Here is a 14733-nt window from a genome sequence, read left to right on the forward strand (position 1 = left end):
AGGCGCGTCACTCGGTTCTGGCCAGCACCAGGCCCGTGATGTGTGCGGCCCCGGCCGCGCGCAGGGCCAGTGCGGCCGTGTAGAGCGAGGCGCCGCTGGTCATGACGTCGTCCACCAGCACCAGGCGCCGCCCTTCGATCTCCTTTTCCCGGCTTGGCGCCACGCCGAAAGCGCCCCGTACATTGCGCAGGCGTGCGGGGCGCGGCAGGCTGCTTTGCGCCGGTGTGTCACGCAGCCGTACCAGCAGGGTGGCGTCCGCCTTGCCCGGCGCGAGCTGGCGGGCCAGTTCCAGCGCCTGGTTGAAACCGCGTTCACGCAGCCGCTCGCGCGACAGCGGCATGGGCAGCACCAGCTCGGCGGCTTCCAGCGCCGGCTCGGCCCAGGGCGTGCTGCGCATCAGCAGGGCCAGAGCCATCGACCAGCCCGGCCTGGCGCCAAACTTGTAGTGGCCGACCAGTCCGCTCCAGGGGTATTCATAAGTCACAGCCGCAAGACAAAGGTCCAGGGGCGGTGTTTCCTTGATGCATGCGCCGCAATGTTCCAGGTCCTGCGGAACCTGGAGCGCGCAGCTACGGCAGCGTGGCCGGGGCTGGGCAAAACGCGCCACACAGGCCTCGCACAGGACGGGCGTCGGCCAGGCGTGGCAGACCGCGCACTGGCTGGGCAGGGCGGCGCTCAGGCGGTCGAGCAGGGCGCGGAACATGGGGAATCAAGGAATATGGGGAATCAATATACTCGCCGGTCCATGTCCGATCACCGCCCTCCCACCATCGATCCCGCCGCGGCCGCGCGCTGGGCGCAGCGTCCGCAGACGGCTTCCGCCTGGCTGCATGACGAGGTGGCGCGGCGCATGGAGCAGCGGCTGGACTGGATCGTGCGCCAGCCGCAGAGTTTGCTGCACTGGGAGCCTGTGCGTGGCGGCCAGCAGGCGCAGGGCCTGCTGGCGCGGCGTTACCCCGGAGTGCGGGCCATGGTCAGCGCGGCTGTGGCGGACGAACGGCAGCGCGCGCAGCAGGCGGCGGCGCGACCCTGGTGGCACCCGGCGCGCTGGCGCGCGGCCCTGGGCGCGGCGCCCGCGCCGATTCCGGCCGAACTGCTCTGGGCCAATATGTCCCTGCACATGGCGGCCGATCCGCAGGCCCTGATCCGGCGCTGGCACGAGGCGCTGGCGGTCGATGGTTTCCTGATGTTCTCCTGCTTCGGCCCCGATACCCTGCGTGAGTTGCGCACGCTCTACCAGGCCCTGGGCTGGCCGGCCCCGGCGCATGAATACACCGATATGCACGACTGGGGCGACATGCTGGTGGCGGCAGGTTTTGCCGAACCGGTGATGGACATGGAACGCATCGAATTGACCTTCGAGACGCCGCAGCGCCTGCTGCAGGAATTGCGCGAACTCGGGCGCAATCTGCATCCTGCGCGGCCGCCCGGCCTGCGCGGGCGCGGCTGGTTGCGGCAGCTGCAAGAGGCGCTGCAGGGGCTGGCCGATCCGGCGCAGCAAGGACGGCTCAAGCTGAGCTTCGAGGTCATCTACGGACACGCCTTCAAGCCGCCGCGCCGCCTGGCCGTGGCGGCCGAAACCACCCTGAGCCTGGACGAGATGCGCGCGACGCTGCGCCGGCCGCAGGAGCCCCGCGCCTAGCGTACGGGCTTGTCCTATCAGCCGGGGCGGGGCCCAAAAGTGCTGGGCTACAATAAGCGGCTACTGAATTTTGAAATTCAACGGCAGTTCCCTGCCCGCCCCGGAGTGGCGGTGGGCGCATCGGTCACAAGCCGCATGTCGGGCCAGCCTGGACAGTCCTGGATTATTTAAGACCTTGAAGAAGTGAACATGATGAAGAGCATTTCTAATAAATTGGCTTCACTGCTGCTTATGGCCGGCGCTTGGGCCGGTACGGCAGCCTTCACCGCAGCCCAGGCTGTCAACGACCTGCCCGGTGGTCCGGGGGTCAACCAGCTCAATCTGGGGACCGCGGTCACCAAGATCGCTGCTGAACAGCAGTGGCTGCACTGGTTCATGCTGATCATCTGCACCGTCATTTTCGTGGCGGTCTTCGGCGTGATGTTCTATTCCATCGTGAAGCACCGCAAGTCGGTGGGGCACAAGTCGGCCGACTTCCATGAGTCCGTGGCCGTGGAAATCGCCTGGACCGTGATCCCCTTCATCATCGTGATCCTGATGGCCCTGCCGGCCACCAAGGCCGTCGTGGCCATGAAGGACACCAGCAACGCCGACCTGACCATCAAGGCCACCGGCTACCAGTGGAAGTGGGGCTACGACTACATCAAGGGCGAAGGCGAGGGCATCGGCTTCATCTCCACCCTGGACAACAACCACCGTGTGATGTCCGAGTCCGGCAAGCCGGAACCCACCGACGACTACCTGCTCAAGGTGGACAACCCCCTGGTCGTGCCGGTGGACAAGAAGGTGCGCATCATCACCACCGCCAACGACGTGATCCACGCTTTCATGGTGCCGGCTTTCGGCATCAAGCAGGACGCCATCCCCGGCTTCGTGCGTGACACCTGGTTCCGTGCCGAAAAGACCGGCGACTTCTACGGCCAGTGCGCCGAGCTGTGCGGCAAGGAACACGCCTACATGCCCATCCACGTGAAGGTGCTGTCGGCCGAGGACTATTCCAAGTGGGTCGATGGCCAGAAGAAAGCCATGGCCGCCAAGGCCGACGATCCGAACAAGGTCTGGGCACTGGGCGAAATGATCCAGCGCGGCGAGAAGGTCTATGCCGCCAACTGCGCCGCCTGCCACCAGGCCAACGGCAAGGGCGCCGGCCCGATCAAGCCGCTGGATGGCGCCGCTGTCGTGCTGGACGGCGACAAGAACAAGCAGATCGCGGTGCTGCTGAATGGCCAGAACAAGGGCGCCATGCCGGCCTGGAAGCAGCTGAGCGACACCGAGATCGCCGCCGTCATCACCTACACCAAGAACAACTGGTCCAACAAGACCGGCCAGCTGGTGCAGCCGGCCGATGTCAAGACCGCCCGCAAATAAACAGTCGTCAGACGCCTAGAGTATTGAGAAGGAAATCAGGATGAGTGCCGTTCTAGACCATCACGATCACCATGCCCATGACGACCATCACGCCCCCACGGGCTGGCGGCGCTGGGTCTACGCGACCAACCACAAGGACATCGGTACCCTGTACCTGCTGTTCGCCTTCACCATGCTCATGGTGGGCGGCGTCCTGGCCCTGCTGATCCGCGCCGAGCTGTTCCAGCCCGGCCTGCAGATCGTGAACCCCGAGCTGTTCAACCAGCTGACCACCATGCACGGCCTGATCATGGTGTTCGGCGCCATCATGCCGGCCTTCGTGGGCTTCGCCAACTGGATGGTGCCGCTGCAGATCGGCGCGGCCGACATGGCCTTCGCGCGCATGAACAACTTCAGCTTCTGGCTGATGATCCCGGCGGCTCTCATGCTGGTGGGTTCCTTCTTCATGCCCGGTGGCGCTCCCGCGGCCGGCTGGACGCTGTACGCCCCGCTGACCCTGCAGATGGGCCCCTCGATGGATGCCGGCATCTTCGCCATGCACATCCTGGGCGCTTCCTCCATCATGGGCTCGATCAACATCATCGTGACCATCCTGAACATGCGCGCGCCCGGCATGACGCTGATGAAGATGCCGCTGTTCTGCTGGACCTGGCTGATCACCGCCTACCTGCTGATCGCCGTGATGCCCGTGCTGGCCGGCGCCATCACCATGACGCTGACGGATCGCCACTTCGGCACCACCTTCTTCAACCCCGCCGGCGGCGGCGACCCGGTGATGTACCAGCACATCTTCTGGTTCTTCGGCCACCCCGAGGTGTACATCATGATCCTGCCGGCTTTCGGCATCGTCAGCGCCATCGTGCCGGCCTTCGCCCGCAAGCGCCTGTTCGGCTACGCCTCCATGGTGTACGCCACGGCTTCCATCGCCATCCTGTCCTTCATCGTGTGGGCGCACCACATGTACACCACCGGCATGCCGGTGACCGGCCAGTTGTTCTTCATGTACGCCACCATGCTGATCTCCGTGCCCACCGGCGTGAAGATCTTCAACTGGCTGGCCACCATGTGGAAGGGCTCGATGACCTTCGAGTCCCCGATGCTGTGGGCCGTGGGCTTCATCTTCGTGTTCACCATGGGTGGTTTCACCGGCCTGATCCTGTCCATGGCGCCGATCGACATCCAGCTGCAGGACACCTACTACGTGGTGGCCCACTTCCATTACGTGCTGGTGGCCGGCTCCCTGTTCGCCATGTTTGCCGGCATCTACTACTGGTTGCCCAAGTGGACCGGTCGCATGTACAAGGAAAGCCGCGGCAAGCTGCACTTCTGGTGGTCGATGATCGCTTTCAACGTCACCTTCTTCCCCATGCACTTCCTGGGGCTGGCCGGCATGCCGCGTCGTTATGCCGATTACCCCATGCAGTTCGCTGACTTCAACGCCATCGCGACCGTCGGCGCCTTCGGCTTCGGGCTGGCCCAGGTCTATTTCTTCGTCGCCGTCGTGCTGCCCGCCATGCGCGGCCAGGGCGAGAAGGCCCCGCAGAAGCCCTGGGAAGGCGCCGAAGGCCTGGAGTGGGAAGTGCCCTCGCCGGCTCCCTTCCATACCTTCGAGACCCCCCCGAAGCTGGACGCCACGGCGACCAAGGTCATCGGCTGAACAGCGCGCAGGAAGACCTGAGTGATGACGACGCCTGAACAGAAGAAAGCCAACCTGCGCCTGGGCCTGATCCTGGCTTCGGTTGCGCTGGTTTTTTTCGTCGGCTTCGTGGCCAAGTTCGTGTTCTTCGGCAAGTGACGAGGCAGCCATGAACCTGCGACGCGAAAACGCCCAAATGGTGGGCAAGCTGGCCATCGTGGTGGCCGTCATGTTCGGCTTCGGTTACGCGCTGGTGCCGATCTACAAGCATCTCTGTGAAGCCCTGGGCATCAACATTCTTGCCATCGGTGAGCGCGAAGTGCCGGGCCGCGGCCGCGCCGCACCCGCCAACACGCAGATTGATGCCAGCCGCACCATCACGGTCGAGTTCGACGCCAATGTGCGCGGCCCCTGGAGTTTCAAGCCGGCGCAGCGTTCGCTGCAGGTGCATCCGGGCGAAATGACCACCGTCATGTACGAGTTCCAGAACGTGCAGAACCGCGTCATGTCGGCCCAGGCCATCCCGAGTTATGCGCCGCGCCAGGCGGCAGCGCACTTCAACAAGCTGGAGTGCTTCTGCTTCAACGAGTACACGCTGGCGCCGGGCGAGAAGAAAAGCTGGCCGGTGGTGTTCGTGATCGATCCCAAGCTGTCCCGGGACGTGAACACCATCACCCTGTCCTACACCTTCTTCGAGGTGGGGAGCAAGACGCCGCCGGCGCCGGGCTCGACGGCCGCGCGCAAGGGCACGGAGGCCGGAGCATGAACGCCGCACGGCCGCCCGAAGGCGCTCGCACCGCAATGCACAGCATGGAGGTTGCCGAATGAGCAGCGCGCAGGCCTCCAAGGGCGCGCTGTGGGCGACCGTCAAGGCCGTGGCCTGGTCCTTCCTCGGCGTGCGCAAGAGCAGTGGTTTCCAGGATGACATCGGACGCCTCAAGCCCTACCACATCATCGCGGTGGGCCTGGTCGGTGGCATCCTGTTCGTATTGAGCCTGATCGCATTGGTGAACTGGATCGTGGCCTAGTAGGGCCGGATACCAGACACCTGAAAATTTGAGATAAGCAGAACCGGAAGGAATGGAGCAAACATGAGTTCGACTACACACGGCGGCACCCCGTACTACTTCGTGCCTGGCCCGTCCCGTCACCCCGTGATGGCGGCAATCGGCCTGTTCTTTGTCATCCTGGGAGCCGCTCAGTGGGTCAATGGCGCCGGCTGGGGCAAATATTCCCTGCTGTTCGGTCTGGTGTGGTGGCTGGTGGTGCTGACCCAGTGGTTCCGCCAGGCCATCTCCGAGAGCGAAGGTGGACAGTACGGTCACAAGATCGACATCTCCTTCCGCTGGAGCATGACCTGGTTCATCTTCTCCGAAGTGATGTTCTTCGGCGCCTTCTTCACCGCCCTGTGGTGGACCCGCGTGCACTCGGTGCCGGCGCTGGGCAGCCTGGACAACGCGCTGCTGTGGCCCGACTTCAAGGCCGTGTGGCCCAGCCTCGCTGCGGGCGCCACCGCGTCGCCGGCCGGCATCATCGAGCCCTTCCAGACCATGGGCCCCTTCTGGCTGCCCACGATCAACACCGCCCTGCTGCTGAGCTCGGGTGTGACGCTGACCATCGCCCACCACGCCCTGCGCGACGGCAACCGCAGCAAGACCCTCGGTTTCATGTGGGTCACCGTGCTGCTGGGCCTGACCTTCCTGTTCGTGCAGGGCTATGAGTACGCCCACGCCTACAGCGACCTGAACCTCAAGCTCTCGTCCGGCGTCTACGGCTCGACCTTCTTCATGCTGACCGGCTTCCACGGTTTCCACGTGTTCGTCGGCATGCTGATGCTGTTCTTCATCACCCTGCGCCTGCGCAAGGGCCACTTCACGGCAGACCGCCACTTCGGCTTCGAAGGCGCCGCCTGGTACTGGCACTTCGTGGACGTGGTGTGGCTGGGTCTCTACATCCTCGTCTACTGGATGTAATCGGGCGGCTACTGCGCGGGCTTGATCCGTCGTTGCGGGGCCCGTCGGGAAATCCTCACGTACCTCAAGGTACGCTCCGGTTTCCCGCCACCCGCGCCTAGGCTGAAGCCCGCTCGCTACGCCGCCAAGCGTGGGTGAGCCGACAAAAACAAAAGCCGCGTCGAGCGGCTTTTGTTTTTGTTCGAAGCGTGAGGTGCTTACTGGCCGGGTTTGATGCCGGTGGGCTGGATGTAGCCCAGCTTCCAGGCGATCAGGATGCAGACGAAGACCAGGATGGAAAAGCCGACGCGAAAGGCGAGGGCGCGTGCCATATGGCTGGTCTTGGGCTTGCCGTCGCGGCCGTCACGCATCATGAAGAACAGGGCCGAGCCCAGGCTGGCGATGATGGCCAGGAAGGCCAAGGCGACGAGGTATTTCATGGACGGGATTATCGCGTGAGTGTGAAAGTGCGCTTCTGGCTGGTCACGATGGCTGCGCTGCTGGGTGTGGCGGCGACGCTGGCGCTCGGGCGCTGGCAGCTGGGCCGTGCGGCCGAGAAGGAGGCCTTGCAGGCGGCCATCGAGGCGCGCGGCAGCCTGCCGCAACTCGACGGCGCCAGCCTGGTCGCTTTGACGGACGCCGAAGCGCTGCTGCACCGTCGTATCGAGGCTGTCGGGCGGTGGGTGGCCGAGCGCACCGTGTTTCTGGACAACCGGCAGATGCACGGGCGGCCGGGCTTTTTCGTGGTGACTCCCTTGCGCCTGGACAACGGGTCTGTCGTTCTGGTGCAGCGCGGCTGGGTGCCACGCAATTTCGAGGACCGTACGCGCGTGCCGCAGATCACCACATCTGCGGGCTGGGTCCACGTGTCGGGCCGTATCGCCCCGGCGCCTTCCAGGCTCTATGACATGGGCGAGCCGGGGGCAGGGGCAATCCGGCAAAATCTCGATCTGGCGCAGTTCCGGGTCGAGACCGGCCTGGCGCTGGTGGCGCTGTCGATCCAGCAGACCGAGGCCTCGGCCGACGGGCTGCTGCGCGACTGGCCGCAGATCAACACCGGGGTCGACACGCACTACGGCTACGCCTTTCAATGGTTCGGGCTCAGCGCCCTGATTGCACTTCTTTATGTCTGGTTCCAAATTGTCAGAAGATACAAGCCGCGCCCAGCCTGAGGGTCGTGACCACGTGCTCGGCCTCACCGTCTATGACCTGCCCTCGCCTGGGCAGGCACTGGCGGAGGAGACGCGCCGCACACGCAGCGGCCGCTGGAAAATGATCGCCCTGCTGCTGGTCAGCGCGGCGCCGGTGATCGCCTCCTATTTCACCTACTACGTCATCCGTCCCGAAGGGCGGCGCAATTTCGGCGAGCTCATCGATCCTCAGCACCCGATGCCCGATATGCCGGGCCTGGACCTTGAAGGTCGCACGCACAAGCTGACGGAGCTCAAGGGACAGTGGCTGCTGGTCAGTGTGGGCAGTGGCAGCTGCAATGAGCTCTGCGTGCAGCAGCTCTACTTCCAGCGCCAGCTGCGCGAAAGCCTGGGCAAGGAACGGGACCGCCTGGACCGTGTCTGGCTGGTCAGCGACATGCAGGCCATCCCGGCCGAAATGCAGCCGGGCTTGCAGGATGCAACGGTGCTGCGCGTGCCGGCCGAGGAGCTGGCGCGCTGGCTGGCGCCGGCCCCTGGCCATGAGATGGGTGAACACCTGTACGTGGTGGACCCCATGGGCAACTGGATGATGCGCTTCCCGGCGCGGCTCGATGTCGAGACGGCGGCCAAGGCCAAACGCGACCTGGAGCGCCTGCTGCGCGCCTCCAGCGCCTGGGACCAGGCTGGTCGCTGACGCCATGGACACCTCGTCGCTCTACGACCTCGGCCCGGCGCTGCGTCTCATGCTCATGGGCCTGGTGCTGGCCGGCGGGCCCCTGGCCTGGGTCTGGCTGCGCAAACGCGAGGGCGGCACCGCGCGCCGCCTGCAGGCGCTGACCGTGCTCACGCTCTTCCTCAGCTTCGACCTCGTGCTGTTCGGCTCCTTCACCCGTCTGACCGACTCGGGCCTGGGTTGCCCGGATTGGCCGGGCTGCTACGGCAACGCCAGCCCGGTCGGTGCCCACGCCGAAATCTCCGCCGCGCAGCAGGCCATGCCCACCGGCCCTGTGACGCATGGCAAGGCCTGGGTCGAGATGATCCACCGCTATCTCGCCACCAGCGTGGGCGTGCTCATCCTGGTGCTCGCTGCGGTCAGCTGGCGCGAGCGCGTACGCCAGCAGCGCCGCGACGCCGCGACGCTGAGTCCCTGGTGGGCCACGCTCACCCTGGTCTGGGTCTGCGTGCAGGGCGCTTTTGGGGCGCTCACCGTCACCATGAAACTGTTCCCCGCCATCGTCACCCTGCATTTGCTGGGGGGCCTGCTGCTGCTGGCCCTGCTGTGCCTGCAGGCGGTGCGTTACGCGCAACTGCACGATGCGGCGGCCACGCGTGTCGCACCCGAGGGCCTGCGCAGCCTGCTGGGGTGGAGCCTGGGCCTGCTGACGCTGCAGATCGCGCTGGGCGGTTGGGTCAGCACCAACTACGCTGTGCTGGCCTGCACCGAATTCCCGGCCTGCCAGGGCAGCTGGTGGCCCGAGATGAATTTTGCCCAGGGCTTCGAACTCTGGCGTGAGCTGGGCCTGAGCAGCGCGGGTGAGCACATCAGTTTCGCCGCCCTGACCGCCATCCATTACGCGCACCGCCTGCTTGCCTACGTGGTCATCGCCGTGCTCGCCGTCCTGGCCTGGCGCCTGCGCGGTCTGCCGCAATGGCGGGGCGCGGCACGCGGCCTGGCGGCACTGCTGTTGCTGCAATTCCTTACCGGTTTGAGCAACGTCGTGCTGGGCTGGCCGCTGCTGGCGGCCGTGCTGCATACCGGCGGTGCGGCCGCCCTGGTCCTGCTGCTGACCTGGGGCCTGGCCAGCAGCCAGCGCAGGGCTCATCCGTCCCGCGCCTCTTCCGTTCCTGTTTCGAGTCCTGCCGCATGAGTGCCCCCACCTTAGCCTCCATGATCTCCGTGTTCAGCCAGTTCTATGCGCTGACCAAACCGCGTGTGGTCCAGCTCATCGTCTTCTGCGCCCTCATCGGCATGGTGCTGGCGGTGCCCGGCCTGCCGCGCTGGCCCGAGCTGCGCCTCATGCTGATCGCCTGCATCGGCATCTGGCTGGTGGCGGGCGCGGCGGCGGCCTTCAACTGCATCGTCGAGAAGGGCATCGACGCCAAGATGAAACGCACCGCCTGGCGGCCCACCGCCAAGGGAGAGCTCAGCGATGTGCAGACCCTGCTGTTCTCGGCGGTGTTGTGCGCAGCCGGCTCAGCGCTGCTGTACTTCTGGATCAACCCGCTGACCATGTGGCTGACCTTCGCCACCTTTGTCGGTTACGCGGTGATCTATACCGTCATCCTCAAGCCGCTGACCCCGCAGAACATCGTGATCGGCGGCGCCTCGGGCGCCATGCCCCCGGTGCTGGGCTGGTCGGCCATGAGCAACGACGTCGGCCCCGAGGCCCTGATCCTCTTCCTCATCATCTTCCTGTGGACGCCGCCGCATTTCTGGGCTCTGGCCCTGTACCGCGTGGAGGACTACCGCAAGTCCGGCCTGCCCATGCTGCCCGTCACGCACGGCAACGAGTTCACGCGCCTGCAGATCCTGCTCTATACGCTGGTGCTGTTCGCGGCCTGCCTGATGCCCTTCGCTTACGGCATGAGCTCCTGGCTTTACCTGACCGTGGCCGTGCTGTTGAGCATCGGTTTCTTTGCCTATGCTTTCAAGCTGTGGCGCAGTTATTCGGATGAGCTGGCGCGCAAGACCTTTCGTTTCTCGCTGATTCATCTCAGCGTGCTGTTCGCAGCCCTGCTGCTTGACCATTACCTGCTGTGAGGCCCCATGCTTAAACGTTCCCTGCTCCTTTCCGTTGCTGCCGGGGCACTGCTGCTGGCTGCCTGCTCGGAGGGTGGCAAGCCATCCTTCAGCGCCATCGACCTGACCGGCGCCGACTACGCCAAGGATTTCGCACTGACCGACCACAATGGCCAGGCGCGTACCCTCAAGGACTTCCAGGGCAAGATCGTCGTGATGTTCTTCGGTTACACGCAGTGCCCGGACGTCTGCCCCACCTCCATGACCGAGCTGGCCGCGGTGAAGAAGCTGCTGGGTCCGGACGGCGAGAAGCTGCAGGGCCTGTTCGTCACCATTGATCCCGCGCGGGACACGCCCGAGGTGATGAAGAGTTACATGGCCAACTTCGACCCGAGCTTCCTGGCCCTGTACGCCGGCTCCGCCGAGAAGCTGGCGGCCGTGGCCAAGGACTACAAGGTCTATTACAAGAAGGTCGACGGCAAGACGCCTGGCAGCTACACCATGGACCACTCCGCCGGCATGTACGTGTATGACACCCAGGGCCGGCTGCGCTTGTACTCCCGCTACGGCAGCGGGGCGGATGCGCTGGTTTCGGACATCAAGCTGCTCTTGCAGGAAAAGTGATCGGCCTGCCCAAATAAAAACCCGCCGATGGCGGGTTTTTATTTTCCAATGCGCCCGCCCGGACGGGAGGATTATTCGGCCTTGATCGCCCGATCCGCAATGATCTTGCCCAGCACTGCGGTATCGGACTTGATGCGCAGCGCCAGCGCTTCCGAGGAACCGCCAGCCACCTGCCAACCCTGCTGGAACAGCTTCTGCCGTACGTCAGGGCTGCGTGCGATCTCGCTGAGAAGTACGGAGAGTTTGGCGATGACGGGCTTGGGCATGGAGGCCGGGCCGGCCACGGCGTTCCAGATCTCGAGCTGGAAGTTCTTCACACCGGCTTCGGACAAGCTGGGGATTTCCGGCGCCAGCGTGCTGCGACCGGCCGAGGTGACGCCCAGCACACGGACCTTGCCGGCGCGTGCCTGCGCCAGGGCCAGGCCGGGCGGCAGCATGGAGAGCTGGATCTGTCCGCCCAGCATGGCGGTCACCACCTGCGGGTAGCCGGGGTAGGGCACATGCAGCGGCGCCATGTCCACGCGCGCCTTGAGCAGTTCCATGCCGATGTGGCCCACGGTGCCCACGCCGGGTGAGCCGTAGCTCCACTTGTCACCGCTGTTGCGCGCGGCGGCCAGGAACTCGGCGGTGGTCTTGCCCGGGGCCTCGACCGGCGCGGCCAGCACCAGCGGCGCAGTACCGATCAGGCTGATGGGGGCCAGGTCCCTGGCCGGGTCATAGGGTGTCTTGGGGTTGAGCAGCCTGGCGATGGTCAGGTTGCCGTTGATCATCACGCCGATGGTGTGGCCGTCGGTGGCCTTGGCCACCTGGTCGGCCGCGATATTGCCACCCGCACCCGGCCTGTTCTCCACGATGACCGGCTGGCCCAGCGCCTTGCTCAGCGGCTCGGCCAAGGTGCGCGCCACCAGATCGGGCGAGGTGCCGGCCGGGAAGCCGACCATGATCTTCAGCGGCTTGCTGGGCCAGGCAGCCTGCGGCTGTGCCTGGGCAGCGGCGGCCAGCGTGAGCAGGCCCAGCGCCAGCAGGGCGCGAAGCAAGGGGGAGGGGGTCGGTTGCATTCTTGTCTCCAGTGAAAAGGCCCCGGACTCTCTCGAATCCGGGGCCTGTTGGCCTGTGGTGAAAGTCAGGCGTATTCTGCCAGTGCCGTCTTCATCTTTTTCATGGCGGCCACTTCGATCTGGCGGATGCGCTCGGCGCTCACGCCGTATTCGGCCGCCAGTTCGTGCAGCGTCATGCCACCCGAGCTGTCGTCGTTGACCTTGAGCCAGCGTTCTTCCACGATGCGCCGGCTGCGCGCGTCCAGCGTGTCCAGGGCGGCAGCGATGCCGTCGCTGGCCAGATGGTCGCGCTGGCGGGCCTCGATCATGGCCGTGGGCTCGTGGTTGGCGTCGGCCAGGTAGGCGATGGGGCCGAAGCTGTCCTCACCGTCTTCGCCCGGGCCCGGGTCCAGCATGACGTCACCGCCCGACAGGCGGGTTTCCATCTCGATGACCTCTTCGCGCTTCACGTTGAGCTCGCGCGCCATCAGGTCGATTTCGTGCTCGCTCAGGGTCTCGCGGTGGGTGGCGGCGTCCGCAGCGGCGGCATCGGCCTTGTAACCCTGCTTCTTGGAGCGCAGGTTGAAGAACAGCTTGCGCTGGGCCTTGGTCGTGGCGACTTTGACCATGCGCCAGTTCTTCAGGATGTACTCGTGGATTTCAGCCTTGATCCAGTGCAGCGCGTAGCTGACCAGGCGCACGCCCTGGTCAGGGTCGAAGCGCTTGACGGCCTTCATCAGGCCCACATTGCCTTCCTGGATCAGGTCGCCGTGGGGCAGGCCGTAGCCCAGGTACTGGCGCGAAACGGAGACCACCAAGCGCAAGTGAGAGAGCACCAACTTACCGGCAGCCTCAAGGTCGTTGTGGTCGCGGAATTTGCGCGCGAACTCCTGCTCTTCTTCCAGGGTGAGCATGGGCAGGCGGTTGGCGGCCGAGATATAGGCGTCCAGATTGCCCAGCGGGGGCACCAGCGCCCAGGGATTGGCGACGGCCAGGGCCGAGGCGGGAACTGCAGAGACAGCGGTCATGCCAGAACTCCTTTCAGCATCATGTTTCTATATTAGCACTCTCTGTGATTGAGTGCTAAGCTCAAAGTTCCTGAGGTTTTGACCAGCTGGAATGGCCCGGGAGCGGGCAGGGATGAAGCAGAAAAAGCTTGCTTATGTATTACGAACCATTATCATTCGTGTGCAATATCCGCTGCCCACTCATCCCCGCCATGATTGTTTGCGTCTGCCACCGAGTCTCCGACAAAACCATCGAGCGTGCTGCCCGCGGCGGCGCCGACTTCGACGAGATCCAGCTTGAGTTGGGCGTGGCCACCCAGTGCGGCAAGTGCGAAGGCTGTGCCCGCGCCCTCTGGTCCGAATGCCGCAGCGGCGGCCCCAGGATCGCCCATCTGAGCCAGGAACTGGGTGTCGGCCGCACCATCGAGCTGGTCGCCGCCTGATCCGGCCTCATCCCCCCCTCCCACATGAAAAAGGGCTGCGCACTGCGTAGCCCTTTTGCTTTGGAGCGCTCCCGCTTCAGGAGATCTCGCCCATCTGGCTTTGCAGGTAGTTTTGCAGGCCCACCTTGTCGAGCAGTTCGATCTGGGTTTCGAGGAAGTCGATGTGCTCCTCGGTGTCGTCCAGAATTTCCTGCAGCAGGTCGCGCGAGACATAGTCGCGCACTTTCTCGCAGTGGGCGATGCCGTCCTTGATGGTGGCCTGCGCGCCCGTTTCCAGGGCCAGATCGCTGCGCAGGATCTCGGGCACGTTCTCGCCGATGTTCAGCTTGCCCAGATCCTGCAGATTGGGCAGGCCGTCCAGCGTGAAGATGCGGTCCATGAGCTTGTCGGCGTGTTTCATCTCGCCGATCGACTCCTCGTATTCCTTCTTGGACAGCTTGTCCAGGCCCCAGTGCTTGAGCATGCGGTAGTGCACGAAGTACTGGTTGATGGCGGTCAGCTCGTTCTTGAGCTGGGCCTGCAGATGGGAGATGGCTTGTGGGTCGCCTTTCATGGGCCTTCCTTTTCCTTGTTGTGGGAGACAGGCCGCATTGTCGCGCAATACGGGCTGCTTGCAAGCGCGTGGTTTTGAGGAATGTGATTGAGAACCATGTGCAGTAAGGCTTGCGGCAGTATACTGTAAATATGAACAGTATCAATTCGGAAGCCCAGGTGCGCGTGCTTGGCAGCTCTGCGCAGTTGCTCCATGCCTTGCACAACAGCGTGGCGGCGGGCTTTCCTTCACCGGCTGAAGATATGGGCGGGCAACGCGTGGACCTCACGCGCGAACTCGTTGAACACCCGCAAGCCACCTTTCTGCTGCGCGCGCGCGGTATCTCCATGACAGGTGCGGGCATCCTCGACGGCGACATCCTCGTCGTGGACCGCGCGCTGAGCGCCCGCAGCGGCAGCATCGTTGTGGCCGTGGTCGATGGCGAATTCACTGTCAAGACGCTGCAGCGCCAGGGCGCCCGCGTGTGGTTGCGCGCTGCGCACCCGGCTTATCACGACATCGAGCCCGCCGAAGGGCAGACGCTGGAAGTCTGGGGGGTGGTCACGGCGGCCATCCATCGTTTCGTCGGCTGAGCGTTGCA

General features: G+C 64.9%; 19 protein-coding genes. 14 read left to right on the forward strand and 5 right to left on the reverse strand.

Going from position 1 to position 14733, the window contains the following annotated elements; genetic code table 11:
- Positions 1-7 precede the first annotated feature (7 nt).
- Complete coding sequence (locus tag ACYVH8_RS03180) at positions 8-703, reverse strand: ComF family protein (RefSeq protein WP_460487432.1); 696 nt, start codon at positions 701-703, stop codon at positions 8-10.
- Positions 704-745: 42 nt separating this feature from the next.
- On the opposite strand from ACYVH8_RS03180, the gene ACYVH8_RS03185 reads away from it, so the two are divergent.
- The 7 genes from ACYVH8_RS03185 (at position 746) to ACYVH8_RS03215 (ending at position 6619) form a co-directional block, all read left to right on the forward strand.
- A complete protein-coding gene (locus ACYVH8_RS03185) occupies positions 746-1642 on the forward strand; it encodes a biotin synthase (RefSeq protein WP_460487433.1) in 897 nt (298 codons plus the stop codon).
- Between the two features lie 192 nt (positions 1643-1834).
- Complete coding sequence (coxB, locus tag ACYVH8_RS03190) at positions 1835-3010, forward strand: cytochrome c oxidase subunit II (protein ID WP_460487434.1); 1176 nt, start codon at positions 1835-1837, stop codon at positions 3008-3010.
- A gap of 40 nt (positions 3011-3050) precedes the next feature.
- Complete coding sequence (ctaD, locus tag ACYVH8_RS03195) at positions 3051-4667, forward strand: cytochrome c oxidase subunit I (RefSeq protein ID WP_460487435.1); 1617 nt, start codon at positions 3051-3053, stop codon at positions 4665-4667.
- Between the two features lie 24 nt (positions 4668-4691).
- Positions 4692-4805: a cytochrome oxidase small assembly protein gene (locus ACYVH8_RS03200; protein ID WP_460487436.1), complete on the forward strand. Its 114-nt coding sequence runs from the start codon at positions 4692-4694 to the stop codon at positions 4803-4805.
- A 10-nt stretch (positions 4806-4815) separates the two neighbouring features.
- The gene (locus ACYVH8_RS03205; RefSeq protein WP_460487437.1) at positions 4816-5412 is read left to right on the forward strand and encodes a cytochrome c oxidase assembly protein; all 597 of its coding nucleotides are present in this window, start codon (positions 4816-4818) and stop codon (positions 5410-5412) included.
- Positions 5413-5470: 58 nt separating this feature from the next.
- The gene (locus ACYVH8_RS03210; RefSeq protein ID WP_460487438.1) at positions 5471-5674 is read left to right on the forward strand and encodes a DUF2970 domain-containing protein; all 204 of its coding nucleotides are present in this window, start codon (positions 5471-5473) and stop codon (positions 5672-5674) included.
- Positions 5675-5737: 63 nt separating this feature from the next.
- Positions 5738-6619 (forward strand): cytochrome c oxidase subunit 3, encoded by an 882-nt coding sequence (locus ACYVH8_RS03215; protein ID WP_460487439.1) that lies wholly within the window; start codon positions 5738-5740, stop codon positions 6617-6619.
- Between the two features lie 197 nt (positions 6620-6816).
- On the opposite strand, the gene ACYVH8_RS03220 is transcribed toward ACYVH8_RS03215, so the two are convergent.
- Positions 6817-7038: a twin transmembrane helix small protein gene (locus ACYVH8_RS03220; RefSeq protein ID WP_460487440.1), complete on the reverse strand. Its 222-nt coding sequence runs from the start codon at positions 7036-7038 to the stop codon at positions 6817-6819.
- Positions 7039-7086: 48 nt separating this feature from the next.
- On the opposite strand from ACYVH8_RS03220, the gene ACYVH8_RS03225 reads away from it, so the two are divergent.
- From ACYVH8_RS03225 to ACYVH8_RS03245, 5 genes are read left to right on the forward strand one after another with little or no spacing between them, the layout of a single operon-like run.
- Positions 7087-7770, forward strand: a complete 684-nt coding sequence (locus ACYVH8_RS03225) for an SURF1 family protein (RefSeq protein WP_460487514.1) — start codon at positions 7087-7089, stop codon at positions 7768-7770.
- Positions 7724-8443, forward strand: coding sequence for an SCO family protein (locus ACYVH8_RS03230; protein WP_460487441.1), 720 nt, complete (start codon positions 7724-7726; stop codon positions 8441-8443). Before ACYVH8_RS03225 ends, ACYVH8_RS03230 begins: the two co-directional genes overlap by 47 nt.
- A gap of 4 nt (positions 8444-8447) precedes the next feature.
- Complete coding sequence (locus ACYVH8_RS03235; RefSeq protein WP_460487442.1) at positions 8448-9617, forward strand: COX15/CtaA family protein; 1170 nt, start codon at positions 8448-8450, stop codon at positions 9615-9617.
- Entirely contained in the window at positions 9614-10510 is an 897-nt protein-coding gene (gene cyoE / locus ACYVH8_RS03240) for a heme o synthase (RefSeq protein WP_460487443.1), read from the forward strand. Before ACYVH8_RS03235 ends, cyoE begins: the two co-directional genes overlap by 4 nt.
- Positions 10511-10516: 6 nt before the next feature.
- Positions 10517-11113, forward strand: a complete 597-nt coding sequence (locus tag ACYVH8_RS03245) for an SCO family protein (protein WP_460487444.1) — start codon at positions 10517-10519, stop codon at positions 11111-11113.
- 71 nt (positions 11114-11184) lie between these two features.
- On the opposite strand, the gene ACYVH8_RS03250 is transcribed toward ACYVH8_RS03245, so the two are convergent.
- On the reverse strand, positions 11185-12171 hold the full coding sequence (locus tag ACYVH8_RS03250; protein ID WP_460487445.1) for a Bug family tripartite tricarboxylate transporter substrate binding protein: 987 nt from the start codon (positions 12169-12171) through the stop codon (positions 11185-11187).
- Positions 12172-12236: 65 nt separating this feature from the next.
- The gene (gene rpoH, locus ACYVH8_RS03255; RefSeq protein ID WP_460487446.1) at positions 12237-13178 is read right to left on the reverse strand and encodes an RNA polymerase sigma factor RpoH; all 942 of its coding nucleotides are present in this window, start codon (positions 13176-13178) and stop codon (positions 12237-12239) included.
- Positions 13179-13369: 191 nt separating this feature from the next.
- Between rpoH and ACYVH8_RS03260 the strand changes: the two genes are divergently transcribed.
- A complete protein-coding gene (locus ACYVH8_RS03260; RefSeq protein WP_460487447.1) occupies positions 13370-13600 on the forward strand; it encodes a (2Fe-2S)-binding protein in 231 nt (76 codons plus the stop codon).
- A gap of 76 nt (positions 13601-13676) precedes the next feature.
- Here ACYVH8_RS03260 and bfr read toward each other — a convergent pair whose 3' ends face one another.
- On the reverse strand, positions 13677-14153 hold the full coding sequence (gene bfr, locus ACYVH8_RS03265; RefSeq protein ID WP_460487448.1) for a bacterioferritin: 477 nt from the start codon (positions 14151-14153) through the stop codon (positions 13677-13679).
- Between the two features lie 131 nt (positions 14154-14284).
- Between bfr and ACYVH8_RS03270 the strand changes: the two genes are divergently transcribed.
- Positions 14285-14725: a LexA family protein gene (locus ACYVH8_RS03270; protein WP_460487449.1), complete on the forward strand. Its 441-nt coding sequence runs from the start codon at positions 14285-14287 to the stop codon at positions 14723-14725.
- The last annotated feature ends 8 nt before the right edge of the window (positions 14726-14733 follow it).

The organism is Curvibacter fontanus (assembly GCF_054780335.1).